23 protein-coding genes are annotated in these 25,901 nt (G+C 62.4%); 15 read left to right on the forward strand and 8 right to left on the reverse strand.

Features of this window, described 5'->3' with window-relative positions:
- Window positions 1–328 precede the first annotated feature (328 nt).
- The 13 genes from thrS to ACFWHB_RS10415 all read left to right on the forward strand — a co-directional run bounded on the left by thrS (window position 329) and on the right by ACFWHB_RS10415 (window position 16,387).
- The gene (thrS, locus tag ACFWHB_RS10355; RefSeq protein ID WP_043131783.1) at window positions 329–2,257 is read left to right on the forward strand and encodes a threonine--tRNA ligase; all 1,929 of its coding nucleotides are present in this window, start codon (window positions 329–331) and stop codon (window positions 2,255–2,257) included.
- A 21-nt stretch (window positions 2,258–2,278) separates the two neighbouring features.
- On the forward strand, window positions 2,279–2,809 hold the full coding sequence (infC, locus tag ACFWHB_RS10360; RefSeq protein ID WP_205597183.1) for a translation initiation factor IF-3: 531 nt from the start codon (window positions 2,279–2,281) through the stop codon (window positions 2,807–2,809).
- Between the two features lie 85 nt (window positions 2,810–2,894).
- A complete protein-coding gene (rpmI, locus tag ACFWHB_RS10365; RefSeq protein WP_005315535.1) occupies window positions 2,895–3,092 on the forward strand; it encodes a 50S ribosomal protein L35 in 198 nt (65 codons plus the stop codon).
- A 14-nt stretch (window positions 3,093–3,106) separates the two neighbouring features.
- Complete coding sequence (gene rplT / locus ACFWHB_RS10370; RefSeq protein ID WP_010674800.1) at window positions 3,107–3,463, forward strand: 50S ribosomal protein L20; 357 nt, start codon at window positions 3,107–3,109, stop codon at window positions 3,461–3,463.
- Window positions 3,464–3,786: 323 nt separating this feature from the next.
- A complete protein-coding gene (pheS, locus tag ACFWHB_RS10375) occupies window positions 3,787–4,770 on the forward strand; it encodes a phenylalanine--tRNA ligase subunit alpha (RefSeq protein ID WP_395950113.1) in 984 nt (327 codons plus the stop codon).
- Window positions 4,771–4,782: 12 nt separating this feature from the next.
- The gene (gene pheT, locus ACFWHB_RS10380; RefSeq protein WP_395950114.1) at window positions 4,783–7,170 is read left to right on the forward strand and encodes a phenylalanine--tRNA ligase subunit beta; all 2,388 of its coding nucleotides are present in this window, start codon (window positions 4,783–4,785) and stop codon (window positions 7,168–7,170) included.
- A gap of 3 nt (window positions 7,171–7,173) precedes the next feature.
- Window positions 7,174–7,470, forward strand: coding sequence for an integration host factor subunit alpha (ihfA, locus tag ACFWHB_RS10385; RefSeq protein WP_005300715.1), 297 nt, complete (start codon window positions 7,174–7,176; stop codon window positions 7,468–7,470).
- 54 nt (window positions 7,471–7,524) lie between these two features.
- Window positions 7,525–11,448 carry an ATP-binding protein gene (locus ACFWHB_RS10390; protein WP_395950195.1) on the forward strand — a complete coding sequence of 1,308 codons (3,924 nt, stop codon included), beginning with the start codon at window positions 7,525–7,527 and terminating at the stop codon, window positions 11,446–11,448.
- A 1-nt stretch (window position 11,449) separates the two neighbouring features.
- Complete coding sequence (locus tag ACFWHB_RS10395; protein ID WP_395950115.1) at window positions 11,450–12,700, forward strand: response regulator; 1,251 nt, start codon at window positions 11,450–11,452, stop codon at window positions 12,698–12,700.
- Between the two features lie 3 nt (window positions 12,701–12,703).
- Entirely contained in the window at window positions 12,704–13,318 is a 615-nt protein-coding gene (locus ACFWHB_RS10400) for a GNAT family N-acetyltransferase (RefSeq protein WP_395950116.1), read from the forward strand.
- A 72-nt stretch (window positions 13,319–13,390) separates the two neighbouring features.
- Window positions 13,391–14,164, forward strand: a complete 774-nt coding sequence (gene cobB, locus ACFWHB_RS10405) for a Sir2 family NAD+-dependent deacetylase (protein ID WP_395950117.1) — start codon at window positions 13,391–13,393, stop codon at window positions 14,162–14,164.
- A gap of 85 nt (window positions 14,165–14,249) precedes the next feature.
- On the forward strand, window positions 14,250–14,732 hold the full coding sequence (locus ACFWHB_RS10410; RefSeq protein ID WP_139743864.1) for a hypothetical protein: 483 nt from the start codon (window positions 14,250–14,252) through the stop codon (window positions 14,730–14,732).
- On the forward strand, window positions 14,729–16,387 hold the full coding sequence (locus ACFWHB_RS10415; RefSeq protein ID WP_395950118.1) for a GGDEF domain-containing protein: 1,659 nt from the start codon (window positions 14,729–14,731) through the stop codon (window positions 16,385–16,387). Before ACFWHB_RS10410 ends, ACFWHB_RS10415 begins: the two co-directional genes overlap by 4 nt.
- Window positions 16,388–16,450: 63 nt before the next feature.
- Here the strand turns inward: ACFWHB_RS10415 and ACFWHB_RS10420 are convergent, their stop codons facing one another.
- From ACFWHB_RS10420 to ACFWHB_RS10450, 7 genes are all read right to left on the reverse strand, one after another.
- On the reverse strand, window positions 16,451–17,479 hold the full coding sequence (locus ACFWHB_RS10420) for a substrate-binding domain-containing protein (protein ID WP_395950119.1): 1,029 nt from the start codon (window positions 17,477–17,479) through the stop codon (window positions 16,451–16,453).
- Window positions 17,479–18,411: a ribokinase gene (gene rbsK, locus ACFWHB_RS10425; RefSeq protein ID WP_395950120.1), complete on the reverse strand. Its 933-nt coding sequence runs from the start codon at window positions 18,409–18,411 to the stop codon at window positions 17,479–17,481. Before rbsK ends, ACFWHB_RS10420 begins: the two co-directional genes overlap by 1 nt.
- Before the next feature lie 105 nt (window positions 18,412–18,516).
- On the reverse strand, window positions 18,517–19,392 hold the full coding sequence (gene rbsB / locus ACFWHB_RS10430) for a ribose ABC transporter substrate-binding protein RbsB (RefSeq protein WP_106886740.1): 876 nt from the start codon (window positions 19,390–19,392) through the stop codon (window positions 18,517–18,519).
- Window positions 19,393–19,426: 34 nt separating this feature from the next.
- A complete protein-coding gene (gene rbsC / locus ACFWHB_RS10435; protein ID WP_043131801.1) occupies window positions 19,427–20,395 on the reverse strand; it encodes a ribose ABC transporter permease in 969 nt (322 codons plus the stop codon).
- Window positions 20,392–21,921 (reverse strand): ribose ABC transporter ATP-binding protein RbsA, encoded by a 1,530-nt coding sequence (rbsA, locus tag ACFWHB_RS10440; RefSeq protein WP_395950121.1) that lies wholly within the window; start codon window positions 21,919–21,921, stop codon window positions 20,392–20,394. The genes rbsC and rbsA overlap by 4 nt, the downstream gene beginning before the upstream one ends.
- Before the next feature lie 21 nt (window positions 21,922–21,942).
- Window positions 21,943–22,362, reverse strand: coding sequence for a D-ribose pyranase (gene rbsD, locus ACFWHB_RS10445; protein WP_394293087.1), 420 nt, complete (start codon window positions 22,360–22,362; stop codon window positions 21,943–21,945).
- A gap of 208 nt (window positions 22,363–22,570) precedes the next feature.
- Window positions 22,571–23,188, reverse strand: a complete 618-nt coding sequence (locus tag ACFWHB_RS10450; RefSeq protein ID WP_171276187.1) for a glutathione S-transferase family protein — start codon at window positions 23,186–23,188, stop codon at window positions 22,571–22,573.
- A 270-nt stretch (window positions 23,189–23,458) separates the two neighbouring features.
- Between ACFWHB_RS10450 and ACFWHB_RS10455 the strand changes: the two genes are divergently transcribed.
- Entirely contained in the window at window positions 23,459–24,217 is a 759-nt protein-coding gene (locus ACFWHB_RS10455) for a hypothetical protein (RefSeq protein WP_162520020.1), read from the forward strand.
- A gap of 16 nt (window positions 24,218–24,233) precedes the next feature.
- Entirely contained in the window at window positions 24,234–24,911 is a 678-nt protein-coding gene (locus tag ACFWHB_RS10460; protein WP_139743872.1) for a DUF2987 domain-containing protein, read from the forward strand.
- A gap of 72 nt (window positions 24,912–24,983) precedes the next feature.
- Here the strand turns inward: ACFWHB_RS10460 and ttcA are convergent, their stop codons facing one another.
- Window positions 24,984–25,892 (reverse strand): tRNA 2-thiocytidine(32) synthetase TtcA, encoded by a 909-nt coding sequence (ttcA, locus tag ACFWHB_RS10465; RefSeq protein WP_395950122.1) that lies wholly within the window; start codon window positions 25,890–25,892, stop codon window positions 24,984–24,986.
- Between the last annotated feature and the right edge of the window lie 9 nt (window positions 25,893–25,901).

Below are 25,901 nucleotides of genomic sequence, written 5' to 3' on the forward strand. Positions count from 1 at the left end.
AGGGCGCCACGGGACCCGCATCGCATGTGCACCGTCCCGATTGCCTCTGTGACACCAGGCAAATCAGCTGATGACGGCGCACCTCGCTTTCCCCTTCCATGGTATACAAAATCGGCAAGGCAACTTGTCTGAGTCGTGACGTCTGATACAATCCTCCGCTGTACCTGTCAATTGATGGCCTTGCACACCCAAGAGGGTGTGTACCACTGCTGTGTACCAACCGTATTGTGAACGGTGAAACTCAGGAGTGAACTGCTTGAAATGAAAGGTTTTCTCCAACCTGCATGTGCCCTTTGGTAGGGGGCACCACTGTATAAGGAAACACCTAATGCCAATCATTACTCTGCCTGACGGCAGCCAACGTCAATTTCCCCACGCCGTTTCCGTCATGGACGTCGCCGCCGACATAGGTCCCGGTCTCGCCAAGGCGTGCATTGCCGGCCGGGTGAACGGTGAACTTGTGGATGCGTGCGAGCTGATCGAAGCCGATGCCTCCCTGGCCATCATCACCGCCAAAGACGAAGACGGTCTGGACATTCTGCGCCACTCCTGTGCCCACCTGCTGGGTCATGCCATCAAGCAACTCTGGCCCCAGACCAAGATGGCCATAGGTCCTGTGATCGACAACGGTTTTTACTACGACGTTGATCTCGACCGCACCCTGACCGATGAAGATCTGGCTGCCCTGGAAGAGCGCATGCTGGCGCTGGCCGCCAAGGATTACGACGTCGTCAAGAAGAAGGTCTCCTGGCAGGAGGCGCGCGACGTGTTCGAGGCCCGCGGCGAGACCTACAAGGTCGAGATCCTGGATCAGAACATCGCCCGTGATGACCAGCCCGGTCTCTATCACCACGAAGAGTACGTCGACATGTGTCGCGGCCCCCACGTGCCGAACATGCGTCACTGCCACCACTTCAAGCTGCAGAAGATGTCCGGCGCCTACTGGCGCGGCGACTCCAACAACAAGATGCTGCAGCGCATCTACGGCACCGCCTGGGCCGACAAGAAGCAGCTCAAGGCCTACCTTCAGCGTCTCGAAGAGGCCGCCAAGCGCGACCACCGCAAGATCGGCAAGCAGCTCGACCTGTACCACATGCAGGAAGAGGCCCCCGGCATGGTGTTCTGGCACAATGATGGCTGGACCATCTTCCGTGAGCTGGAAACCTTCATCCGCGGCAAGCTCAAGGAGTACGACTATCAGGAGGTGAAAGGCCCCTTCATGATGGATCGCGTGCTGTGGGAACGCTCCGGCCACTGGGAGAAGTATGCCCAGGCCATGTTCACCACCCAGTCCGAGAACCGCGAGTACGCCATCAAGCCGATGAACTGCCCGGGTCACGTGCAGATCTTCAACCAGGGTCTGAAGTCCTACCGGGACTTGCCCCTGCGCATGGCCGAGTTCGGCTCCTGCCACCGCAACGAACCCTCTGGCTCCCTGCATGGTCTGATGCGGGTGCGTGGCTTCACCCAGGATGACGCGCACATCTTCTGTACCGAAGATCAGATCATGGAAGAGGTCTCGGCCTGTATTCGCATGGTCTATGACGTCTACGGCACCTTTGGCTTCGAAAACATCGTGGTCAAGCTCTCCACCCGTCCGGAGCAGCGCATCGGTTCCGATGAAGCCTGGGATCGCGCGGAAGCCGCCCTGGCTGAAGCCCTGGTGCTAAACGGTCTGAAGTACGATCTGCAGCCGGGGGAGGGGGCGTTCTACGGTCCCAAGATCGAATTCACCCTGCACGATTGTCTTGATCGTGCGTGGCAGTGTGGTACCGTGCAGCTCGATTTTGCCTTGCCGGGCCGTCTTGGCGCCACTTATGTGGGCGAAGACAACGAACGTCACGTACCCGTGATGATCCACCGGGCCATTCTCGGGTCCCTCGAGCGTTTCATCGGTATCCTGACCGAAGAGTACGCCGGACTGTTCCCGACCTGGCTGGCACCGACTCAGGCCGTGGTCATGAATATCACGGATAATCAGGCCGATTATGCGGTGAAAGTTGCCAAGGCATTGAATGATGCGGGCCTTCGCGCAAAAGCGGACTTGAGAAATGAGAAGATTGGCTTTAAAATCCGCGAGCATACTTTGAAGCGAGTGCCTTTCATGCTGGTCTGCGGCGATAAAGAAGTAGAAGCCGGCAAGATTGCAGTACGGACTCGTAAAGGGGCTGACCTGGGTTCTTATCCTGTTGAAGAGCTGATAGCTCTGTTAACCCAGGAAGTTCAGACCCGCGGACAAAAGAAAGTGGAGGAATAAGCTATAAAAGGCGGAAAAAAACTGGGCAAGCAACCGCAAGCCCGCGCTCACCGGATCAATGAAGAGATCCGTCTGAAAGAAGTTCGTCTGACTGGTTTGGACGGTGAGGCCATTGGCATCACTACCATTCAGGATGCACTGAACTTGGCCCTTGAAGCCGGAGTGGATCTGGTCGAGATCAGTCCTAACGCTGAGCCGCCCGTTTGCCGAATCATGGATTACGGCAAATTCCTCTACGAAAAGAGCAAAACCACCAAAGAACAGAAGAAAAAGCAGAAAGTCGTCCAGGTAAAGGAAATCAAATTCCGTCCTGGCACTGACGAAGGCGACTATCAGGTAAAACTACGCAACCTGGTTCGCTTTCTGGAAGACGGGGACAAGGCGAAGGTCACCCTGCGCTTCCGTGGTCGTGAAATGGCCCACCAGGATCTTGGTATCAAGGTTCTGGAGCGAGTCAAGAACGATCTGGAAGAGTTGGCCGTAGTCGAGTCGTTCCCGAAAGTCGAAGGCCGTCAAGCTGTGATGGTCCTCGCACCCAAGAAGAAATCTTAAGGCCCACAAGAAATTGACTCATGGGTTCGCCCCATGAGTCGGTTCGCCTTGCGATTTTGTTGTCACTCACAATGCGGAGTATGAAATGCCGAAGATGAAAACCAACCGGGGTGCTGCAAAGCGCTTCAAGAAGACTGGCTCAGGTCGCTTCAAGTGCAAGCATAACCACCTGCGTCACATCCTGACCAAGAAGAGCAGTAAGCGTAAGCGTAAGCTGGGGCCGAAGTTCATGGTTTCTGCTGCCGACCACAAACGTGTTGTCGCTTGTCTGCCGTACGCATAAGGGGGATGTGAAAAATGCCAAGAGTTAAACGTGGTGTGACTGCTCGCGCTCGTCACAAGAAAGTAATGAAAGCCGCCAAGGGTTACTACGGCGCCCGTTCCCGTGTCTACCGCGTAGCGGTACAAGCGGTAACCAAAGCTGGTCAGTATGCCTACCGTGACCGTCGCCAGAAGAAGCGTCAGTTCCGTCAGCTGTGGATTGCGCGTATCAACGCTGCAGCCCGTCAGAACGGTCTGTCCTACAGCCGTCTGATCGACGGTCTGAAGAAGGCTTCTATCGAGATCGATCGCAAGATCCTGTCCGATATCGCCGTTCACGACAAGCTGGCTTTCACCGCCCTGGTTGAAAAGGCCAAAGCAGCTCTGGTTTAATCCGGTTCTGTTATGAAAGATAAAAGGAGGCTCAGGCCTCCTTTTTTGTTGCCCGTTTTTTGCTTTCAGGATGTTGTGCCGTATAGCGGCATCCGTCTTGGTGGCTGATGCGAAAATGTCTGATATGCCAACAAACCAAGGTCGAACATCAGAAATTGAAGCGGGCGGGGGAGAGCTTGAGACTCGCTTGATATAACAAAATGATTTATAGGGAGAAAAGCCCGCCATAACTATGGTCAGCCAAGGGGCTTTTTTTGTATTATTCCCCTCTTGACCTTATTTAGCCTAAAGGCTCCTGTATCGGGAGTGGTGACGAGGAAGACATGCAACAGCTTGAAGAAGTAGTCGGCCAGGCCAAGGCCGAAATTGAGGGCGTAAGCGACATCGCCGCCCTCGACGAAATCCGGGTCAAATATCTGGGTAAAAAGGGCTTTTTCACCGAGCAGATGAAGGGCCTCGGCGCCCTTTCGCCTGAGGAGCGTCCCGCCGCAGGCGCCGTGATCAACCAGGCCAAGCAGCTGGTTCAGGATGCCTTGAACGCGCGTCGTGAAGCCCTCGAAGTTGCCGTGCTGAACCAGAAGCTGGCCGCCGAGACCATCGACATCAGCCTGCCGGGTCGCCGCATCGAGAACGGTGGCCTGCACCCGGTGACCCGTACCATTGAACGCATCGAGCGCCTGTTTGGCGAGATGGGTTTCAAGGTCGAGCGCGGTCCCGAGATTGAAGATGGCTTCCACAACTTCGATGCGCTGAACATTCCGGCTCATCACCCGGCGCGGACCGATCACGATACCTTCTACTTCAATCCCGATCTGATGCTGCGTACCCACACCTCAGGTGTGCAGATCCGCACCATGCAGCAGCAACAGCCGCCAATTCGCATCATTGCGCCGGGTCGCGTCTATCGTAACGACTACGACATGACCCACACCCCGATGTTCCATCAGGTCGAAGGTCTGCTGGTGGACGAGAATGCCAGCTTTACCGAGCTGAAGGGCATACTGCACGACTTCCTGCGCAACTACTTCGAGGAAGACTTGACCATTCGCTTCCGTCCTTCCTACTTCCCGTTCACCGAGCCGAGTGCCGAAGTGGACGTGATGGGCAAGAACGGCAAGTGGCTGGAAGTGCTGGGCTGCGGCATGGTGCACCCGAACGTGCTGCGTTCGGTCGGCATAGATCCGGAAAAATACTCCGGTTTTGCCTTCGGCATGGGCGTCGAGCGCCTGACCATGCTGCGCTACGGGGTCAATGACCTGCGTGCCTTCTTCGAAAACGATCTGCGCTTCCTCAAGCAGTTCAAGTAAGGGCGAGAGAACATGAAATTCAGTAAATCCTGGGTGATGGAGTGGGTCCGCACCGAGTTGAGTGACAACGCACTGGCCGAGCAGATCACCATGGCCGGCCTGGAAGTGGACGCCGTGGAAGCGGTGGCTGGCCAGTTCAACAACGTGGTTGTGGGTGAAGTGGTCGAGTGTGCCCAGCATCCGGACGCCGACAAGCTGCGGGTGACCAAGGTCAACGTGGGCGAAAGCGATCTGCTGGACATCGTCTGCGGCGCGCCGAACTGCCGCACCGGCCTGAAAGTCTGCGTGGCCAAGGTGGGGGCGACCCTGCCGGGTGATTTCACCATCAAGAAAGCCAAGCTGCGTGGCCAGCCGTCTCACGGCATGCTCTGCTCCTTCAGCGAGCTGGGTATCGAGGTGGAAGCGGACGGCATCATAGAGCTGCCACTTGATGCCCCCATCGGCACCGACATTCGCGACTACCTCAATCTGAACGACGTCGCCATCGACGTGGATCTGACTCCGAACCGGGCCGATTGCCTGGGTATCGCCGGGCTTGCCCGCGAGATTGGCGTGCTCAACAGCGTGGACGTGGTCGAGCCGACCTGGGCGCCAGCTGTTGCCACTATCGACGCCAGCTTCCCGATCCGGGTTGAAGCGCCAGCCGATTGCCCGCGCTACCTCGGCCGCGTCATCAAGGGGCTGAACTTGCAAGCGCAGAGCCCGCTCTGGATGCAAGAGAAGCTGCGCCGTGGCGGCATTCGCTCCATCGACGCCATCGTCGACATCACCAACTTCCTGCTGCTGGAATTCGGTCAGCCGATGCACGCCTTCGATCTGGCCAAGCTGGAAGGGGAGCTGGTGGTGCGCCGCGCCAAGGCTGATGAGCCCATGACTCTGCTCGACGGTACCGAGGTGAAGCTCAAAGACAACACCCTGGTGATTGCCGATACACAAGGCCCTGCCTGCATGGCCGGTATCTTCGGCGGCGATCGCACCGGTGTGTCCGAGACCACCACCGACATCCTGCTGGAGTGCGCCTTCTTCGCGCCGCTCTCCATCACCGGTCGTGCCCGTGCCTACGGTCTGCACACCGACTCTTCCCACCGCTTCGAGCGCGGGGTCGATCCCGAGCTGCAAGCCAAGGTGATGGACAGAGCCACCCGCCTGCTGCTGGATATCTGCGGCGGCGAAGCGGGTCCGGTCATCGAAGTCAAATCCGATGCCCATCTGCCCAAGGCTGCCCCCATCAAGCTGCGCCGCACCAAGCTCGACAAGGTGATCGGCATCAGCGTGGCCGACGCCCAGGTGCTCGAGATCCTGACTCGCCTCGGCATGCAGGTGACGGTGGACGCCGACGGCTGGACCGCACTGGCCCCCTCCTGGCGTTTCGACATCGCCATCGAGGAAGATCTCATCGAGGAAGTGGCCCGCATCTACGGCTACAACAAGATCCCGAACCTGAAACCCGCCGCCTCCCTGGCGATGGTGGAGCAGGCCGAAGGCCAGGTGACCCTCAAGCGGGTGCGTGACCTGCTGGTCGACAGAGGCTTCCAGGAAGCGATCACCTACAGCTTCGTGGATCCCAAGGCCCAGCAGACCCTGTTCCCCCAGAGCGATGCCATCGTGCTGCCGAACCCCATCTCGGTCGAGATGTCCGCCATGCGGGTGTCGCTCTTCCCGGGTCTGGTGCAGGCTGTGGTCTACAACCAGAACCGCCAGCAGGGCCGTGTGCGTCTGTTCGAGCAGGGTCTGCGTTTCATCAAGGACGCGAGCGCCGAGAACGGCATCCGTCAGGAGCCCATGCTGGCCGGCATCATCACCGGCAACCAGAGCGACGAGCACTGGGACGTCAAGAGCCGTGGCAGCGACTTCTTTGATTTGAAAGGGGATCTGGAAGCAGTGCTGGATCTCACCGCCGAAGGGGCTACTTTCAGCTTCGAGCGCACCGAGCACAGCGCCCTGCATCCTGGTCAGAGCGCGGCCATACTGCGCAATGGCGCCGTCATCGGCCACATCGGCGTGATCCACCCGAGCCTCGAGAAGAAGCTGGGTCTCAAGAGCCGTGCCGTGATGTTCGAGCTGGAACTGGACAAGCTGACCCCTGCCAAGGTGCCGGTTGCGGCCGAAGTTTCCCGCTTCCCGGCCAATCGCCGTGACATCGCCGTGGTGGTCGACGTTGCGGTTCTGGCCGGTGACGTCCTGGCAGTAATTAAAAAAGTTGGCGGAAATCAGTTAGTTGGAATAAACTTGTTCGACGTATACCAGGGTGCTGGTATGGCAGAGGACAAGAAGAGCCTGGCCATCAGTCTAGTGTTGCAAGACACCCAGCGCACCCTGGAGGAGAAAGAGATTGCCGAGACCGTAGACAATGTCGTGCGGGCCCTTGGTGAAGAGTTGAATGCATCCTTGAGGGATTGATCTATGGCGCTTACCAAAGCCGACATTGCAGAGCACCTGTTCACCCAGCTCGGGATGAGCAAGCGTGAAGCCAAAGACATGGTGGAAGCCTTCTTTGAGGAAATCAGACAGGCGCTCGAGCGCGGTGAACAAGTCAAGATTTCAGGCTTCGGTAACTTTGATCTTCGTGAGAAGAACCAGCGTCCCGGACGTAACCCCAAGACGGGCGAGGATATTCCCATCAGCGCCCGTCGCGTGGTGACCTTCCGGCCTGGCCAGAAGCTCAAGGCCAGGGTAGAAAATGTTGAACCCAATGAGTGATGAAAAGCCAGGCAACCGCCTGGCTTTTGCGTTTCGATGATAAAGACCCTCTTCCTGTTTGGTGCGCTGCTGGCCTTGCCGCTGCGTGCCGCCACGCTTCCCCTGTCAGCCGAGACCCAGGCCTATGCCGATACGCTCACCGGGCTGACTTTCTGCTACCCGGCCCTGCAGCGCCCCCCCTATCTGGAAGCGCAGGGGGGCCTGCTCATCGATCAGATGAAACGACTGGCCCTGCAACTGCCGGTGCCGCTGCGTTTCGAAAAATTGCCCAACTGGGCGGCGACCCTGCAGGGTTTGCAGCGCGGGCAGTGCGATCTCATCCCCCATGTGGGCCCAACCCGGGAGACCATGCATGGCACGGCCTTGAGCCGGGCCATGCTGGAGGCGGAGTCCGCCATCCTCTATCGGGGGGAGCTCGAGCAGGCGACCTTCCTGGTCTCGCCCATCTGGCAGGCAGAGGAGACCCTGCGGCGGCTCTATCCCCACTCGTCCCAGCTGCTCCTGACCGATGCCGAAAACTGGTACGGGGCCCTGGTGGCGGGCAGGGGCAGCGCCTACCTCGGTGACTATCTGCAACTGCGTTACCTGATGCGGGAGTTCCCGGACGAGGGGCTTCGCCTGCGGCGGATGCGCAGCGACGATCTGGTGATCAGCTACCGGTTGATGATGGCTGACAAGCCGCAGTTGCAGGAGCTGATAGACACGGCGATCCGCTTCCTGCCGCCGGGCAGCCTCTATCGGGATCTGGGGCGCTATCTGCCCCAGAGCGAGCAGGACATCAACCCCTTGCACTTTACCGACAAGGAGCAGGCCTGGCTCGTTGGCAGCGCGCGCACCATCAAGCTGGTGGCGGATCCCGGCTTCATGCCCTATAGCGGCGTCAACCAGCAGGGTGAGCTCATCGGCTGGAGCGGCGATGTGCTGCGGGAGGTGAGCCGCCAGACGGGGCTGAATTTCGAACTTATCCCCGTTGCCAGCAAGGAGGAGGCGCTTGCCAGGCTGCGCAGCGGGGAGGCTGCCATGATGGCCGGTCTGCTGGAGTCCCCGACGCTGCACGAGGAGTTCGAGTTCACCCGTGCGGTGGCAACCAGTCGCTATGCCCTGGTCAGCCGCAAGGGGGGGGCTTATCACGCCCTTGCCGAGGTCAAGGGCAAGGTGGTCGTGCCCCGCATGCTGTACGACACCAGCCTGCTGGCCCGGTTCGGGCAACACGACTGGGGGGTGACCGACAACCTGCTGCAAGGGCTGGCGGCGGTGCAGAGCGGTGAGGCCGATGCCATGCTGGCCGAGCTCTATCAACTGCAATACCCGCTGCGCAACAACCAGCTGAGCGAGCTGAGCATCACGGAGCTGCCTGAGGTGTTTGGCCTCGGCTTTGCCATCAGGCGGGATCAGCCAAGGCTCGCCGGGGTGCTGGAGCAGAGCCTGACGACAATCAACGATCGCCAGGTGAGCGAACTGGTCCAGCGTTGGCGGCGCCTCGTCCTGAACCAGCAAGAGGGGGTCAGTTACGGCTTCTGGCTTGGCTCCATTTTGCTGGCACTCCTGATCAGCGCGGGGGTGATCTGGTCAATCTGGCGCTCCCGCCAGCAGCTGGCCCAGGAGGCGCGTGAGCGCCAGAAGGCGGAGCAGGCGCTGGCGCTGGAGAGCAAGTTCAGGGAGTCCCTGTTCCAGGCGCTGCCCGTGCCCGTGTTCTTGCGCAATGACAAGGGGGAGGTGATCAAGCGCAACAAGCGTGCCAAACGGATGGAGGCGCGCTACGCCACCGATCTCGTCCTGCCGTCCCCGCAGCTGCAAGGGGCTGAGGGGGAGATAGCCTTGCGGGATCAGGTCTACTCCTATGCCCAGATCCCGCTGCGCCTGGGGCCCCAGGCCCCGGCCGGGGATCTCATCGCCCTGTCAGACATCAGCGCCCTGCGCGAGCGCACCCGCTTGCTGCGCCAGGCGGAGCGACGCCTGCGGGCCCTCACTAATACGGTGCCCGGAGTGGTGCTGCAGTTCACCCTGCAAGGCGGCGCCATCACCCGGGTGGAGTTCGTCAGCCGCGGCAGCCATGAGCTGCTGGGGCTGGCCAGCCAGCAGATCCGTCTCAATCCCAACGAGACCCTCACCCGCATCTCGCACCAGGACAGGCGGGAGATGCGCGCCCCCATGCTGACCATGTTGCAGGCAGGACGCCCCTTCTCCCATCTGCTGCGCTACCAGCATCCGACCAAGGGCTCGCGCTGGCTGCAGTTCTCCGGCAGGGGGCGCCGTCAGGGGGAGGGGTGGCGCGTCTTTGGGGTGGTGCAAGATGTGACCAACCGGGTCGAGCAGGAGCACTCTCTGCAACTCTCCCACGAGCAGGCCCAGCAGGCCGTGCTCGCCAAGGGGCGCTTCCTCGCCGCCGTGAGCCACGAGATACGCACCCCCATGAACGCCATCCTGGGCTTGCTGGAGTGGCTGGATCAGACCGAACTCTCCGCGGAGCAGGCCTCGGTGCTGGCGCACGTCAGGCAGGCGGGCAACGAGTTGCTCGGGCTGCTCAACGACGTGCTCGATTTCAGCCGCAACGAGAACCGCCAGCTGCGGCTCACCCTGCAGCCGACCGATCTGGTGGAGCTGTGCGAGCATGTGGCGGCGGTGCACTGGTCCAAGGCGCGCTCCAAACACCTGCAGATGCGCCTCAACCTGGACCCGGCCCTGCCTGCCCTGATGGCGCTCGATCCCCACAGGGTGCAGCAGGTGTTGCACAACCTGCTCTCCAACGCCATCAAGTTCAGCGAGCATGGCGAGGTGGTGCTCTGGGCCCGCCGGCACGGGGACTGGGTCTGGTGCGGGGTGGACGATCAGGGGCCCGGCATCAGTGCCGAGCTGCTGCCCCGGTTGTTCCAGCCCTTCGAGCAAGGGGAGGAGCTGGGTCAGCTCAGGGCCCAGGGCACCGGCTTGGGGCTGGCCATCTGTCGCCAGCTGATGGAGCAGATGGGAGGGGAGATCCGGGTCGAGCCGGTGGCCACTGGCGGCAGCCGCTTCATCTGCGCATGGCCCCTCAAAGAGACGCAGGAGAAGGCGCCCTGGCAGCCAAGGTTCAAACAGATTTCCCTGCAGCTCCCCCCCGAGGAGCTGGCGTACGTGCGGGCCTGGCTCGCCGAGTTTGGCGTGACCGAGGAGGCGACGGCGCCCGGCCTTGCCGCCACCCAGGATGAACAGGGACTGCGTGCCTGGTCCTGGCAGGGGGAGCCCTGGATCCCGGGCGCCGTGGTGAGCCTGCTGCAACCCAGGCTGGTTCAGGGGAGCGGGGAGGTCGCTGATCTGCCGGGCACCGGCATGCGGGTCCTCCTGGTGGAAGATCACGAGGTGAACCGGGTGCTGATCAGTATGCAGCTGAGTCAGCTGGGCGCCCGGGTGCTGAGCGCCGCCAATGGCCGTCTGGCCCTCGAGATCCTGGGGCGGGAATCTGTCGATCTGGTGCTGACCGACCTGCAGATGCCGGTGATGGACGGTGCCGAGCTCTGCAAGCAGTTGCGGGCCTCGGCGCGCTGGCAGCAGTTGCCCGTCTATGTGATCACCGCCGATCTCAGTGAGCAGGCGGCCCAGCGTCTGGCCGACTGCGGCTGCCAGGGCCATCTGGACAAACCCGTCCTGCTGAAGGAGCTGGCCATCTTGCTGCGCTCCGTCTCCGGTCGCAGCAGTGCGCCCCTGGTGGAGACCTCGGTCAAGGCCAGCCCCATGACGACACTGCTCAACCCGGCGCTCATCAACCTCTATCTGGTGTCGGCTCGTCAGGATCTGGCCGACATTGAGGGGTGCGTCACGGCAGGGAATGAAGGTGCCCTCAATACGGCTTTACACAAGATGAAGGGGGCCGCCAAAATGGTGGGGGCCGCCGCCCTGGTACAGGTGATAGAGCGCTGGCAGCGCACCCCCGGGCACCCCTTGGTGGAAGAATTGCAGCAGGCCGTGGAAGACGTCTGCCGGCAACTGGGCGAGAGAGCATGAGATGATCATCACAGATGAAGAGTTGTTGGCCTTGCTGGAGTCAGATGTCAGCCAGGAACCCGTATTTCACCCCGTCAGCATCTATGCCCTGGACGCCGTCTCCCATCAGGCGGCAAAGGAGGCGGGCCTGCCGGCCTATGCCAGCCTGCACCGTACCCGGCCGGACACAAGCTGGCAGTGGGAGGGATTGTTCGCCGCCGGGGCCATTGCCCTGTTCGATCCCGCCTCCCACGGGGGGGCCGACTATCTGCCCCATCTGCAGACCCCGGGGGTGGGGATCTACCGCCTGACGGATCCCTGGCTTGAGGGGTTGCAGGCGCGGGAACAGGGGTGGCGGGACTGGCTAGCCCGGCTCCAGATCCTGCTGCTCGAGGATCACCCCTTCCAGGGGGCCTGCATCCAGCAGGAGATCCAGATGCTGGGACTTCCCTGCCACTGGGTGCAGGATGGCGACGGCTGCCTGCAGGCGCTGGAAGAGGGGGGCGTGGGGCTGCTGATCTGCGATCTCAGCCTGGCGGAACAGGATGCCATCAGTCTCCTGATGAGCCATCCCCAGTACCGTCACAGCGGCCTGCCCATCATACTGCTGTCCGCCCACGATCAGACCCTGATCGATGGCGCCAGACGCCTGCTGCACGACGCCGGCTTCAATGTGCTGGCTGCCCTGGCCAAGCCACTGCAGAGCGACGATCTGCTGCGCCTGCTCAAGGCGCTCTATCTGGGGCCGCAGCGCCAGCGCAGGCTGGGTGGCCTGAAACGCACCATTCGCAGCTGGCAGGGAGGGGCGCGGGGTCAGCTTGGCCTGCAGGCGGATGCGGCCTCCAGCCCCCTGCCAATCTGGCTGGCCGTGAGCAGCCTGACCCCTCACTGGGAGCCCCTCAAGGCATGGCTGGAGCAGCATGGCAGGCAGGCGAGCGAGCTGACCCTGGTCATCCATCGGCGGGATAACTTGCTGAACCAGGCGGATCGCTTCGCCCTGGTGCTGCAGGCGAGTCTTGCCGGGGCCAGGCTGGCCCTGCTGCTGGACAATGCCCAGCACCTGCCTTTCGATCAGCTGGAGCGGCTGCCGATCCAGAGCCTGCTGCTGGGGCAGCATCTGCTGCCGGAGCTGGAGGCCATGGCCGCCGACTCTCTGCTCGCCCGCTTCATCCAGCGTGCTCGCGAGCTCGGCATGGCCCTCTATCTCGACGATCCCTTCAACCTCCAGGATCCTGCCCAGTGGCAGGATCTCGGCATGGCGGGGCGCTGGTAGCCCGTGCCGCGCTACCTTTGCTGGCCTCCCGACGAGTCGCGTCTGCAACGGGCGCTGGCGGGCTGGGTACACCCCGACTCGCGGGCCTCTCTGCCCCTGATGATGGAGGTGGGTGGCATCCCCTGCCGACTGCAGGAGCTGGCAGGATCCGATCCCGAGCGGCTGAAGGCGGCCTACGAGGCGCTGAGCGAGCAGAGTGTCTACCTGCGATTCATGCGCGCCAAGCAGCCTGCCACCGCCGATCAGCTCGCCTTCTTTCTCGACTACCCCAGAGCGCCCCAGATAGGGCTGCTGCTCACCGACGAACAAGGGGCACCGCTGGCCATGGCTCAGTCCATCCGGCGGCGTCTGCACCCGGACAGGGCGGAGTTCTCCTGCATAGTTGCGGATCATTTTCAGCATAGGGGGGCCGGGCGCCGCATCCTGCTGGCGCTGGCATTGCTGGCGCACGGGGAGGGGATCCGCGAGTGGACCGCCGAGGTGCTCGGCCAGAATCGCCCCATGCTGGCCCTGCTGAAGGGGCTGGGGCTGCCGCTGACCCTGGTGACGGGGCGGGAGATGGTCTTTGTCAGGCTGGACTTGAGCATACTGGGCACCCTGGTGCCCCGGCATTCCTAAGACCAAGGGCGAATGTGCCGGGCCAGCCGGCTGTGCTAAGGTCAGCCTGTGATCCGTTGGAGGAAGTCAACCATGGTGCAGTCAGCCAAACATATCGTGATCCTCACAGGTGCCGGCATCTCGGCCGAATCCGGTATCAAGACCTTCAGGGCCTGCGACGGTCTGTGGGAGGAGCACAGGGTGGAAGACGTGGCCACTCCGGAGGGTTACGCCCGGGATCCCGAACTGGTTCAGCGCTTTTACAACGCGCGGCGCCATCAGTTGCAACGCGCCGAGATCCACCCCAATCCTGCCCACTATGCCCTGGCGCGCCTCGATCGCCTGTTGCCGGGGCGAGTGACCCTGGTCACCCAGAACATCGACAACCTGCACGAGAGTGCAGGCAGCAAGCACCTCATCCACATGCACGGCGAGCTGCTCAAGGCGCGCTGCCCGGGCTCGGGACAGGTGATCGAGTGGCGCGGGGATCTGCACCAGCACGAGCTCTGCTCCTGCTGCCAGTTGCCGCAGCCGCTGCGGCCTCATGTGGTCTGGTTTGGCGAGATGCCCCTCGGACTGGATCGCATCTACTCGGCCCTGGCGCAATGCGATCTCTTCATCTCCATAGGGACCTCGGGGGCCGTCTATCCCGCGGCAGGCTTCGTCCATGAGGCGGGCCTCAATGGTGCGCACACCGTCGAACTCAACCTGGAGCCAAGCGAAGTGGGTAGCCAGTTTGACGAGAAGCGCTATGGCCCGGCCTCCCTGCTGGTGCCCGCCTTCGTGGACGAATTGCTGCAAAGCTGCGGGGTGCATCAGCCCAAGCAGATAGACGGTCATAACTGGATGGAGATGCGTGGGCCATAACTATTGAGTAACAACATAGTTGCATTGACTCAATGAAGCCGCCAAACTGACCCGTAAAATAGAAGATGCAGCTGGCGCAAGGGATATGGACATTTTCAAGCATGGAATCGCGTTTCTTCTGCTGGTGCTGACGGCGTTCGGCACTCAGGCAACCGCTTCTTCACCACTGTTGCACTTGATCCTGCCAGACAAGCGGGAGATCCCCCTGGATGAGGCGGCGCTGGCCGCCTTGCCACAGACCGAGTTCGAGACCGCGACTCCCTGGACCGCCGGGGTTCATCGCTATCGTGGCCCGACCCTGAAGGCGATGCTGGCGGCGCAGGGGCTCAAGGATGTCACTCATGTCAGGGTGACTGGCCTCAATGGCTATCAGCAGCAGTTCGATCTCGCCCCGTTTGCCCAGGTGCCGCTGACCCTGGTGCGCTATCAGGATGACAAGCCGCTGACCCGTCGCAACAAGGGACCCGTCTGGCTGCTGATGCCCTTCTCCGAATACCCTGAATTCGATGTCTCCCCCATTCACAGCTTCATGGTGTGGCAACTGGTGCGCATCGAGGTCATCCCGTGACTCGTCGCCACCGTCATAACCTGCTGCTGGCGGCCATCTCCCTGCTGTTTCTGTTCTCCTCCGTCTGGGGGCTGCTGCTGCAGAGTCGGCACGAGCAGCTGGTCGATATCTTCTATCGCAACACCCACTGGAACATCAGCCAGGTCATGCTGGAGTCCCAGCGCTTCCTCTATGGCTTGCGCCTCTATCGGGCGGGGGGCCTCGAGATGGAGGCCCTGAGCCTGGATTACGATCTGCTGTGGAATCGACTGGATGTGTTCCTGATCAGCAGCGAGACCGCAGATGCCCGCGCCCGCCATGGCCTGGGGACTGTGCTGGCCGGGCTGTTTGACGAGATCAAGGCGCTCGAGCCCCAGATACAGGCCGGTGCGCTGCAGGAGGGGGAGGCCCTCGATCGTGCCCAGGCCCGGATTGCCGAGCTGACCCGCCAGGTGGAGCAGATAGGGGATCAGATCCTCTCCGGACAGGAGCGGGAAGCCTCGCTCAATCAGCTGCGCCAGAGCCTGTTCTGGATCCAGATCTGGCAACTCATCCTGCTGGTGATGGGGGGCGTGCTGGTGTTTGCCCTGATCCGCACCAATCTGCAGAATCGCCGTCTCTCCCTGCTCGACCCCATGACCCGGCTGGGCAATCGCCGCGCCTTGCAGGGCCAGCTCAGGCAATCCCTGCAGCGTGGCCGTGTCCAGGCCCTGGTGGTGCTGGATCTGAAGCGGTTCAAGCAGGTCAATGATCTGCTCGGCTACCAGGTCGGTGATCGCCTGCTGCAGGCGGTGGCCGCAAGGCTGCGGCAAGCCTATCCAGGTCGGGCCTACCGGCTGGGGGGAGATGAATTTGCCGTGGTCCTGGCCGGCGAGCAGCCCGGTCTCGAAGCCGAGATGGAGGCCATGGTGAGCCTGCTGCAGTTCGAGTTCGTGACCCGGGAGAGCAGCTTCGATCTGGCCTGCCGCTTCGGGGTGGCCAGGGCCATTGAGGGAGAGGATGCGGATCAGTTGCTGGAGCAGGCCATATTGGCGCTGAACCAGGCCAAGCGGGACAACGCAACCCTGATCTGGTACCAGCCGGCGATGAAGGCCTCCCTGAGCATGGGCCAGCGCCAGCTGCACCAGCTGCGGGAGTGGTTGGCGGGGGCGGCGCCCTCGCCACTGGAGACCATCTCAGAGACCCTGGAAGACGAGCGGGGGCAACAGGTGCTGGGCATCAGCCTGCGCTGGCGGGTGGGGCAGCAGGTGTGCGACATGGACTGGATGCAGGAGCGCGGTATCCTGGGCCCTGTGGTGGCGCGGCTGCTGACGGACGCCGAACAGCGGCTGCCGCTGCTCTTGATGCTCCATCAGCAGTCCCAGCTGGCCCATGTGCTGGCCTATCTGCCGCCCCTGGGAGAGCGAACGCTGATCCTGGCGCTGCCGACCCTGACGGAGGATGCCCTGCTGCTGGAGAAACTGAGCCAGCGCGGCTGCGTGCTGGCATTGCGTGAGCTGGGCAGTCGGGTCCCCGTACTCTTGCGAGCGGGCTGGCCGGTGCGCTACTGGTTGCCCGATCCCTCGGATCACGATGTCTTGCTGCAGCCCCTGGCGCAGCAACTGGGGCTGCTGCGGCTGGGCCGTCCGGCAGAGGTGCAGGAAGGGGAGATAAGAAGACAGGGGGAGCCCCGTTGACCTGGTAGTGACGGATAGAGAATGACAAGGGCGGCCTCGGCCGCCCTTGTCATTGTGCGAAAATCAATGCTGCTGGGGGCCGGTGGAGGACGACAAGGGGGCGCAGGAGTCTCTGATCACCAGGTCAGGGTCGACGGTGATCATGCGATTATCAATCTGCTCGCCATTGATCCGTGCCAGCAGCCGGGTGACGGCGAGGCGACCCAGCTCCTCCTTGGGTTGATTGATGGTGGTCAGCGGCGGGGACATATACTGGGCCAGTGCCACGTTGTCATAGCCGACCAGGGAGAGATCCCGCGGGATCTGAAGCCCGGCGCGATGGGCGGCGCTGATGACCCCCATGGCCATCATATCGTTGCACACAAACAGGGCGCTGGGGCGTGCAGGCAGGGCAAGCAGCCGCTCCATGGCGCTGAAACCACTGGCGCAATCGAAATCCCCCTCCTGGATCCAGCCGGGATTGACGGTGAGCCCCGCCTCCTGCATCGCCTGCTCGAAGCCCGCCAGGCGCTGGTTGGCGGGGGCGCGGCTGTGGGGCCCTGTGATGCAGCCGATATCGGTGTGGCCCAGCGCCAGCAGATGACGGGTAGCCAGATAGCCGCCGCGATGGGAGTTGTCGGCGATGAGATCCACCTCCTTGCTCTCCATGCCCCAGTCCATCACCACCACCGGCAGGCTCTTGAGCCAGTCGAGCTGGTTGAACACCTCCTGCTGCCCCTCGCTGCACATGATCAGCAGGCCATCCACTCGTTTTCTGAGCATCATCTTGAGGTAGGAGAGGGCGGTTTCGGCCTGCCCCTCTGTGTTGCCCAGCATCAGGTTGTAGCCCTGCTCGAAGCAGTAGCGTTCCACCCCGCGCACCACCTCGGCGAAGAAGGGGTTGCTGGAGGTGGTGACCAGCATGCCGATGCTGTTGGTCTCCTTCACCTTGAGGCTGCGGGCCACCAGGCTGGGGGCGTAGTTGAGATCGCGCATGGCACTGAAGACCCGCTCCCGGGTCTCTTCTGCGACGAAGCGGGTTTCGTTGATGACGTGGGAGACGGTAGTGGTAGAGACCCCCGCCCGCGCCGCCACTTCCTTGATGTTGGCCATCAGTGCCCCTGCGCCGTTTGGGACTGGAGGAAGGTGTCGACCTCCTGCTTGCCCGGGATCGAGCTCTGGGCCCCGAAACGAGTCACCGAGAGGGCCGCCGCCCCGTGGGCGAAGCGCACAGCACTGTGGAAATCGGCGCCAGCCAGCTCGGCGGCCAGCAGGGCGCCATTGAAGGTGTCGCCTGCGGCCGTGGTGTCCACCGCCTCGACCCGAAAGCCCGGAATGAGCGCCTGCTGCTTGGCGTTGCTGCAATAGACCCCCTGGGAGCCTAAGGTGATCATCACGTCCGCTATCCCCATCTGGTGGAAACGGGCCGACGCCTGCGCCGCGCTCGCCTCGTCGCTCACCTTGACCCCGGTCAGCAACTCGGCTTCGGTCTGGTTGGGGGTGATGAGATCCACCAGCGCCAGCAGATCGGCCGAGAGCGGCTGGGCGGGTGCCGGATTGAGCACCACCCGGGTGCCGTGGGCACGGGCCAGTCGGGCCGCCTCGAAGACGCTGTCGAGCGGCACTTCCAGTTGCAGCAGCAGGGTGTGGGCGCCCGCGATCATGGCCTCATGGCGTTTGACCATGGCGGTGTCGAGGGCGCCGTTGGCCTCGGTGGAGAGGCCTATGCTGTTCTCCCCCTCGTCGCTCACATAGATGATGGCGATGCCGGTGGGGAGCTTGTCATCGAGTTCGACGGCGCTGACGTCAATGCCGTCGTTGGCAAAACCGGTTTTCATCTGCTGGCCGATGGCGTCATCGCCGATGCGGGCGATAAAGGAGACGGCGGCTCCAAGGCGGGCGGCGGCCACCGCCTGGTTGGCCCCCTTGCCACCTGGGACCACCTGGTAACTGTGACCGGTCAGGGTTTCACCGGGACGGGGAAAGTGGGGGACGCGCAGCACATGATCCGCATTGACGCTGCCGAGAACTACGAGACGATTCATATCGATCACCCTTGATTGAGAACATCTTGGCTTGAGTGAGCCCAAGCCGGGAGGCTCTGCCTGCGCACAGGAGACAAAGGGGGAGGCGAACCTCCCCCGTCCTGCTTACTTGCTGACGATTTGCAGCGGTACCGGGATGGATTTCTCCACCGGCTGGCCCTTGAGCACCTTGTCGGCGGTTTCCACGCCGATGGCACCGATCAGCGCCGGCTGCTGAGCTACTGTGGCGGCCAGTTTACCCTTGGCTACCGCCGCCTTGCCATCGTCGGTGCCGTCGAAGCCGACTATCATCACCTCTTTGCCGGCCGCCTGCACGGCGCGGATGGCACCCAGCGCCATCTCGTCGTTCTGGGCGAACACCGCCTGCACGGTCGGGTGGGCCGCCAGCAGGTTCTCCATGACGTTCAGACCCTTGGTGCGGTCGAAGTCGGCGGGCTGGGAAGCCAGCACCTGCAGCTTGTTGGCGGCAACGGCCAGGGCAAACCCTTCGCCACGATCACGGGCGGCGGAGGTACCGGCTATCCCTTCGAGCTGGATCACCTTGGTGCCGGCCCCCAGCTTCTCGGTGATGAAGTCACCGGCCAGCTTGCCACCGGCCACGTTGTCGGAGGCGATGTGGGCCTTGACCTCACCCTGGGCCGCGCCGCGGTCCAGGGTCAGCACCGGGATATTGGCCTTGTTGGCCAGCCGGATGGCGTTGCCCACGGCTTCGGAGTCGGTGGGGTTGATCAGGATGGCATTGACCTTGCGCACGGTGAGATCTTCCACGTTGGAGAGCTCCTTGGCCGGGTCATTCTGGGAGTCCAGCACCACCAACTCGTAACCAAGCTCCTTGGCCTTGGCTTCGGCACCCTCCTTCATGGTGACGAAGAAGGGGTTGTTGAGGGTGGAGACCACCATGGCCAGTGTCTGATCGGCGGCCTGGGCGGTACCCAGCACGGACATGATGGCGGCAGCGAGCAGGGTATTGAGCTTTTTCATCATTTCATTCCTTGTGTGTGCATGGCTTACGTTATTAACGATTGCTTTTGTTATCGATCATCACGGCAAGCAAGATCACGCTGGCCTTGGCGATCATCTGGTAATAGGACGAGACGTCGAGCAGGTTGAGGGCGTTGTTGAGGAAACCTATGATGAGGGCCCCGATCAGGGTCCCCATGATGCGGCCCTTGCCCCCCATCAGGCTGGTGCCACCCAGTACCACGGCGGCGATGGCATCCAGCTCGTAACCCATGCCGGCGGTCGGCTGGGCCGAAGAGAGGCGGGAGGTGACGATGAGCCCGGCCAGGGCCGACAGCATGCCGCACAGGCCGTAGACAGCGAGCTTAACCCGGGCCACGTTGATGCCGGAGAGGCGGGTGGCCGACTCGTTGCCGCCCAGGGCATAGATATAACGGCCGAGGCGGGTGTGGTTGAGCAGGTACCAGGCCAGCAGGAAGACGATGGCCATCAGCCAGATGGGCACAGGCAGGCCGAACAGGTAGCCGGTCCCCAGCCAGGCGAAGTGATCGGCGCCGTCGCTGAAGCCGGTGGAGATGGGACGTCCCTCGGTGTAGACCATGGTCACGCCGCGCAGGGCCGTCATGGTCACCAGGGTGGCGATGAAGGCCTGCACCTTGCCCTTGGCGATGATGAGGCCGCTGACGCCGCCGAGCAGGGCGCCGGCACCCAGGGTGAGGGGCACCACCAGCCAGATCGGCAGCTCCATGGCCACCATGGTCGCCGCCAGGGCGCCGCACAGGGCCAGCACGGAGCCGACCGACAGATCGATGCCGGCGGTGAGGATGACCAGCGTCATGCCGACCGCCATGATGGCGTTGACCGAAGTCTGGCGCAGTATGTTGAGCAGGTTGTCGGCGGTGAAGAAGTTGGGGCTCAGGAAGGAGACCACGCCGATCAGCACCAGCAGCGCCACCAGGGATTTGTTCTCGATCCACCAGGCCTTGCTCATGACGCCACGGCGGGGAAGGGTTTGGGTTGTCATTGTGCTGCCTCTTGCTCTGCTTGCCACTGTTTGCCGACTGCCGCCGCCATCAGTTTCTCCTGATTGGCCTCGCGGGTGTTGAACTCTGCGCTGATGCGCCCTTCGTGCATCACCATGATGCGATCACTCATGCCGAGCACTTCCGGCATCTCGGAGGAGACCAGGATGATGCTCATCCCCTCCTTCTTGAACTGGTTGATGAGCTGGTAGATCTCCTTCTTGGCCCCCACGTCGACGCCCCGGGTCGGCTCGTCCAGGATCAGCACCTTGGGCCTTGTCAGCAGCCCCTTGGCGATGGCCACCTTCTGCTGGTTGCCGCCTGAGAGCAGCTTTATCAGCTGATCCTGACTCGGGGTCTTGATGTTGAACAGGCGCACATAGTCGCTCACCGCCTGGCGCTCGGCCTTGCCATCTATCTTGCCGTGACTGATGAACTCGCCGAGGGCGCAGAGGCTCATGTTTTCACGCACCGAGAGCTCCAGCACCAGGCCATCCCCCTTGCGATCCTCGGAGATATAGGCGATGCCGGCGGCCAATCCGTCGGCCGGGGTGCGCGGCACCAGCACCTTGCCATCGACCTTGACAGCGCCGCTGCTGATGGGGCTGGCGCCATAGATGAGCTTCATCAGCTCGGTGCGCCCGGACCCCATGAGGCCGCTGAAGCCGAGGATCTCCCCCTGACGCAGGGAGAAGCTCACCCCGCGCACGCCGGGACCGGCCAGATCTTTGACTTGCAGGCTGACGGGGCCAAGCTCGCGCACGAGGCGCGGGTACTGCTCCTCCAGCCGGCGGCCCACCATCATCTCGATGATCCTGTCTTCGTCCAGCTCGCTCACCGCCTGCTCGCCGATCCACTTGCCGTCCCGCAGCACGGTAACGCTGTCGCAGATCTGGAAGATCTCCTTGAGGCGGTGGGAGATGTAGACGATGCCGCAGCCCTGCTGGCGCAGCTCGCGGATGACCACGAACAGCTGCTCCGTCTCGGTGTCGGTCAGGGCATCGGTCGGCTCGTCCATGATGATGACGCTGGCATCGAACGACAGCGCCTTGGCGATCTCCACCATCTGCTGTTCGCCGATGGAGAGGTCCCCGAGCCGGGTGTCCGGTCCGTGCTTGACGCCGAGACGGGCCAGCAGGGTGCTTGCCCGCTCACGCAACTGCTTGTGATCTATGTTGCCAAAGCGGGTGCGCGGCTCGCGGCCGAGGAAGATGTTGGCGGCAATCGACAACTCCGGCAGCAGGTTCAGCTCCTGGTGGATGATGCTGATCCCCTGATCCTGGGAGTCGCGCGGGCCCTTGAAGTGGACCGGCTGGCCGCGATAGCTGATAGTGCCCGCATCGGCCTGATAGATGCCGGTCAGCACCTTCATCAGGGTGGATTTGCCGGCGCCATTTTCACCGAGCAGAGCCATCACCTGGCCCGGATAGACTCGCAGACCTGCTTCGTCGAGGGCGCGCACACCGGGGAAGGTCTTGACGATCCCGGTGAGCTCGAGAATGGGTGAGGGGGAGGAGGTTGTGCTCATTTGCAGCTTCCTTGAAGAGGCTTAAAACGCCACACCGGCGCAGAGAATAATGTTGGCGTAGGGAGTCACCTCGCCGCTGCGTACCACAGCCTTGCTCTGGCGGGAGCGGGTCTTGAACGCCTCGTGAAGGCAATATTCGATGGTGATGGGCTTGCCCTGGGCCAAGGCATGGGCCTCTAGCTGCGCAACCAGTGCCTGATGGGCATCCGGGCTGATCAATTTTATTTCGCTTGCCATGATCACCTTCTCCACCACCAGATCGGTGAGCAGGGCGGTCAGCACGGTTTCAAGGCTGGGAGTGCCCGCCATCAGCGCCAGATCGATCCGCTCAGGCCCTGTCGCAATGGGCAGGCCCGCATCGCAGACGGTGATCTCGTCGGTGTGGCCCATCTGTGCCACCAGGGCACTCAGGGGAGCATTGAGCAGCTTGCCTCGTTTCATACAACACCTCGGCGGCATGGGGACCGCATGTCGATATTTATCTGGGCAACCGGTTACGCAACCGGTTGCGTCGTTGAGGCGAAAGATAGGCGCTAACCGTTAACGGGTCTAGGAACAGATGACGAAAATGTGAAAACGATCTCAGTGATCCGGCCGTCGGAGGGAAAAACGGGTGCCAGAAGAGCACCCGTACCACGGAAAGAAGGGGTCAGAGGAGGAGGGCTTGCTGCACGGCGGGGCGCGCCTGCATGCGCCTGGTATGGGCCGCCACCTTGGGAAACTCGTCGATGGCGACCCCGTCGCTCTCGAGCCAGCTGGCCACCACGAACAGGTAGATGTCGGCCAGGCTGAAACGTTCCCCCAGCACCCAGGGACCGGCCAGATAGTGGTGCTCTATCTCGGCAAACCCTTCGCGCATGTTCTGCGGCATCCTGGCCTGCATGGCGGCGATGGCCTGTTCGTCGTCGGCCCAGCGACTGGCGCGCCGGCCGTGGGCATGAGAGACGTGTACCGTCGAGGCGAGGAAGCTGTTGACCTCCTGCATGCGGGCCAGCAGGAAGGGATCGTCCAGGGGGGCGAGCCCGGCATCGGGGAAACGCTGGGCCACGTAGAGCAGCAGGGCCGGGGTTTCGGTCAGCACGCCGCGCTCCGTCACCAGGGCCGGCACCCGCCCCTTGGGGTTGATGGCAAGGTAGGCGGGGGTACGTTGCTCCCCGGCGGCGAGATCGAGGCGCTTGATCTGGTGCGGGGCACCGGCTTCCACCAGGGCGATGCGCACCGCCATGGCACAGGTACCGGGGGCGAGATAGAGCGTCAGTTCGGACATTGCAGCTTTCCTTGTGTGGGTGATCCGGGATGAAGTGCGCGAGACTGTCGAGTCTTGGCCATCCATCCTACGCCCATGGCGGGCCAGGGCCAAGCCAGGCGACCGGGGCACAAACAGAGGGCAGGGTAACAGCGCGCTTGTCAGTGAAATCAATGGCTTTCTGAACGGAAGATAACAGGAAAAACGACTACGCATGCCCGGTCAAACCGCTATAATGTGCCACCTTGGAACAGTCGCTTTTGAATGTTGGATAGTCAATTGAGTAATAGAATGCGGATCGGTGGAACCCTCGAACAGTCCCTCAGCCAGGGATACCGTCTGGACCTGCAAGGGGTGTTGAAAGAGGCCTGGCAACAGACCCGCCGCACCGGTTTCGGTCTGACGCTTGCCATCGCCGGGGTCATGGCAATCTGGATCCTGCTGAGCAACACCCTGCTGGCCCCCTATGTCAGCCAGGAAGGGGGTGACATGGACATGGCCCTGATATTGAGCCTGCTTATCACCGTCATCATGTCTCCCATGACCTCTTCCCTCGACATGTTGGGGTTGCAGCAGTCGGTGGGCGTGCGGGCCCGCCCGAACCAGGTGTTCGACTTCTTCCGTCACTTCCTGCGTCTGGGCTCCCTGAGCCTGCTCGGCAGCCTCATCACCAGCCTGTTTGGCCCCCTGTTTGAGCTGCTGGGCTTGCCGGTGATGTTGGCCTTCATTCCTTCTGCCCTGGTGGGCATGGGGCTGGTGTTCACCGTGCCCCTGGTGCTGGAGCGCGGCCTGTCGCCGGCCCAGGCCATCCTGGTCTCCCTCAAGTTGTTCGCCCGCGGCTGGCCCAGCATAGTGCTGCTGCATGGCGTCATGCTGGCGCTGTTTTTCCTGGCCATCATCCCCATGGGCATAGGCCTTATCTGGGTGGCCCCCCTCTATTTCAACCTCAAAGGGATCCTCTATCGGGATCTGTGCGGGGTCGCCGTGGAGGTGACCGAAGTGGCGGACAATGCCGCCACCGGGCAAGGGCCCGATCATTTCAACGCGTGATGCAAAAGGATGGCATATGAAGCTGGTTCGACATGGCATGGCGGCAAGTCTGCTGATAGTGCCGGTGCTGTGCGCGGCGGCGCCCTCGCTGGATCTGCAATACAGCACCTTCTACAGCCAGATGAAGACCTTTGCCAAGGGCGAGTTTGGTGATGCCAGGTTGGGGTTTTATCTGACCGATCCGCAAAGTGGCCAGCGCTGCGGGCTCGCCTCGGCCCGGGTCTCGACCCTGGACAGGGACGTTGCCGCCGAGGTGACCATAGACAGCGAGCTGCGCCTGCCCTATGACGACGATCTCAATCTCGACAAGGCAACCGTAGTGGTGGAGCTGACCGAACCACACGCCGCCTGCGACATGTCGGTGCAGGTGATGGCCGATGCGCCCCCTGCGTCGGATGGCCCGGCGTTCAGGGTGAGCGAGGTGGTGGCACGTCAGCAAGAGATGCAGTCGCTGCTGGACAAGCTGGCAGGCATGGTCGGCAAGCACTTCCTGCCGGACATGGCGGGGGTACGGGTGACGCTGGTGCAGCCGAGCGGCACCGCCTACCTCATTGACGGTGCCCGTCAGCAGCCTCTCCCCTGGCAGGATGGTCAGCTGCTGCTTCGCAACGAGCAACTCGCGGACTTCGCGGCGGGCAAGTTGCAGCTTGAGGGAGATATACTGCGACTGACTCCCTGGTTGCACAAGGGCTGAAGACAGCAGCTGCCAGACAGATAAAGAAAAGGAGCGCATGGCGCTCCTTTTTCGTGGTGGCAGGCAGGGCGCTCAGCGCACTTCTATCACATCCAGCACGTCCATCTCATCGATGTTGAGCAGGGGCGCGGTCGGCAGTTGGGGGGGATCGAACGCCTTGTCGCCGCCATCTATGATGCCGGAGTCGCGGTTGATGCTCTTGAAGTCAAACAGCTTGTGATCCAGCAGGTGGCTCGGGATCACGTCCTGAATGGCGGTAAACATGGTCTCTATCCGGCCCGGGAAGCGGCGATCCCAGTCCTGCATCATCTGCTTGATGGCCTTGCGCTGCAGGTTCTCCTGCGAGCCACAGAGGTTGCACGGGATGATGGGGAAGGCCTTGACCTCCGCATAGCGCACCAGATCCTTCTCCTTGCAGTAGGCCAGCGGGCGGATCACCACGTTCTTGCCATCGTCGCTCACCAGCTTGGGGGGCATGGACTTTAGCTTGCCGCCGTAGAACATGTTGAGGAACAGGGTCTCGAGGATGTCATCCCTGTGGTGGCCGAGGGCAATCTTGGTGCAGCCCAGCTCCTGGGCGGTGCGGTAGAGAATGCCGCGGCGCAGGCGGGAGCAGAGGGCGCAGGTGGTCTTGCCTTCCGGTACCTTGTCCTTGACGATGGAGTAGGTGTCTTCCTCGACGATCTTGAAGTCGACGCCGAGGGCGGCCAGGTATTCCGGCAGCACGTGCTCGGGGAAGCCGGGTTGCTTCTGATCCAGGTTGACGGCCACGAGATCGAAATGGATGGGGGCGCTGGCCTTCAGGCTCATCAGGATGTCGAGCATGGCGAAGCTGTCTTTGCCGCCAGACAGGCACACCATGATCTTGTCACCCTCTTCAATCATGTTGAAGTCGGCGATGGCCTGACCCACGTTGCGCCGCAGGCGTTTCTGCAGCTTGTTGAAACTGTATTTCTCTTTGGCGTTAAGCTCTTCTAGCATGGCCTCAAA

The sequence above is a fragment of the Aeromonas mytilicola subsp. aquatica genome (genome assembly GCF_044336385.1).
GTDB classification, from domain to species: domain Bacteria; phylum Pseudomonadota; class Gammaproteobacteria; order Enterobacterales; family Aeromonadaceae; genus Aeromonas; species Aeromonas rivipollensis.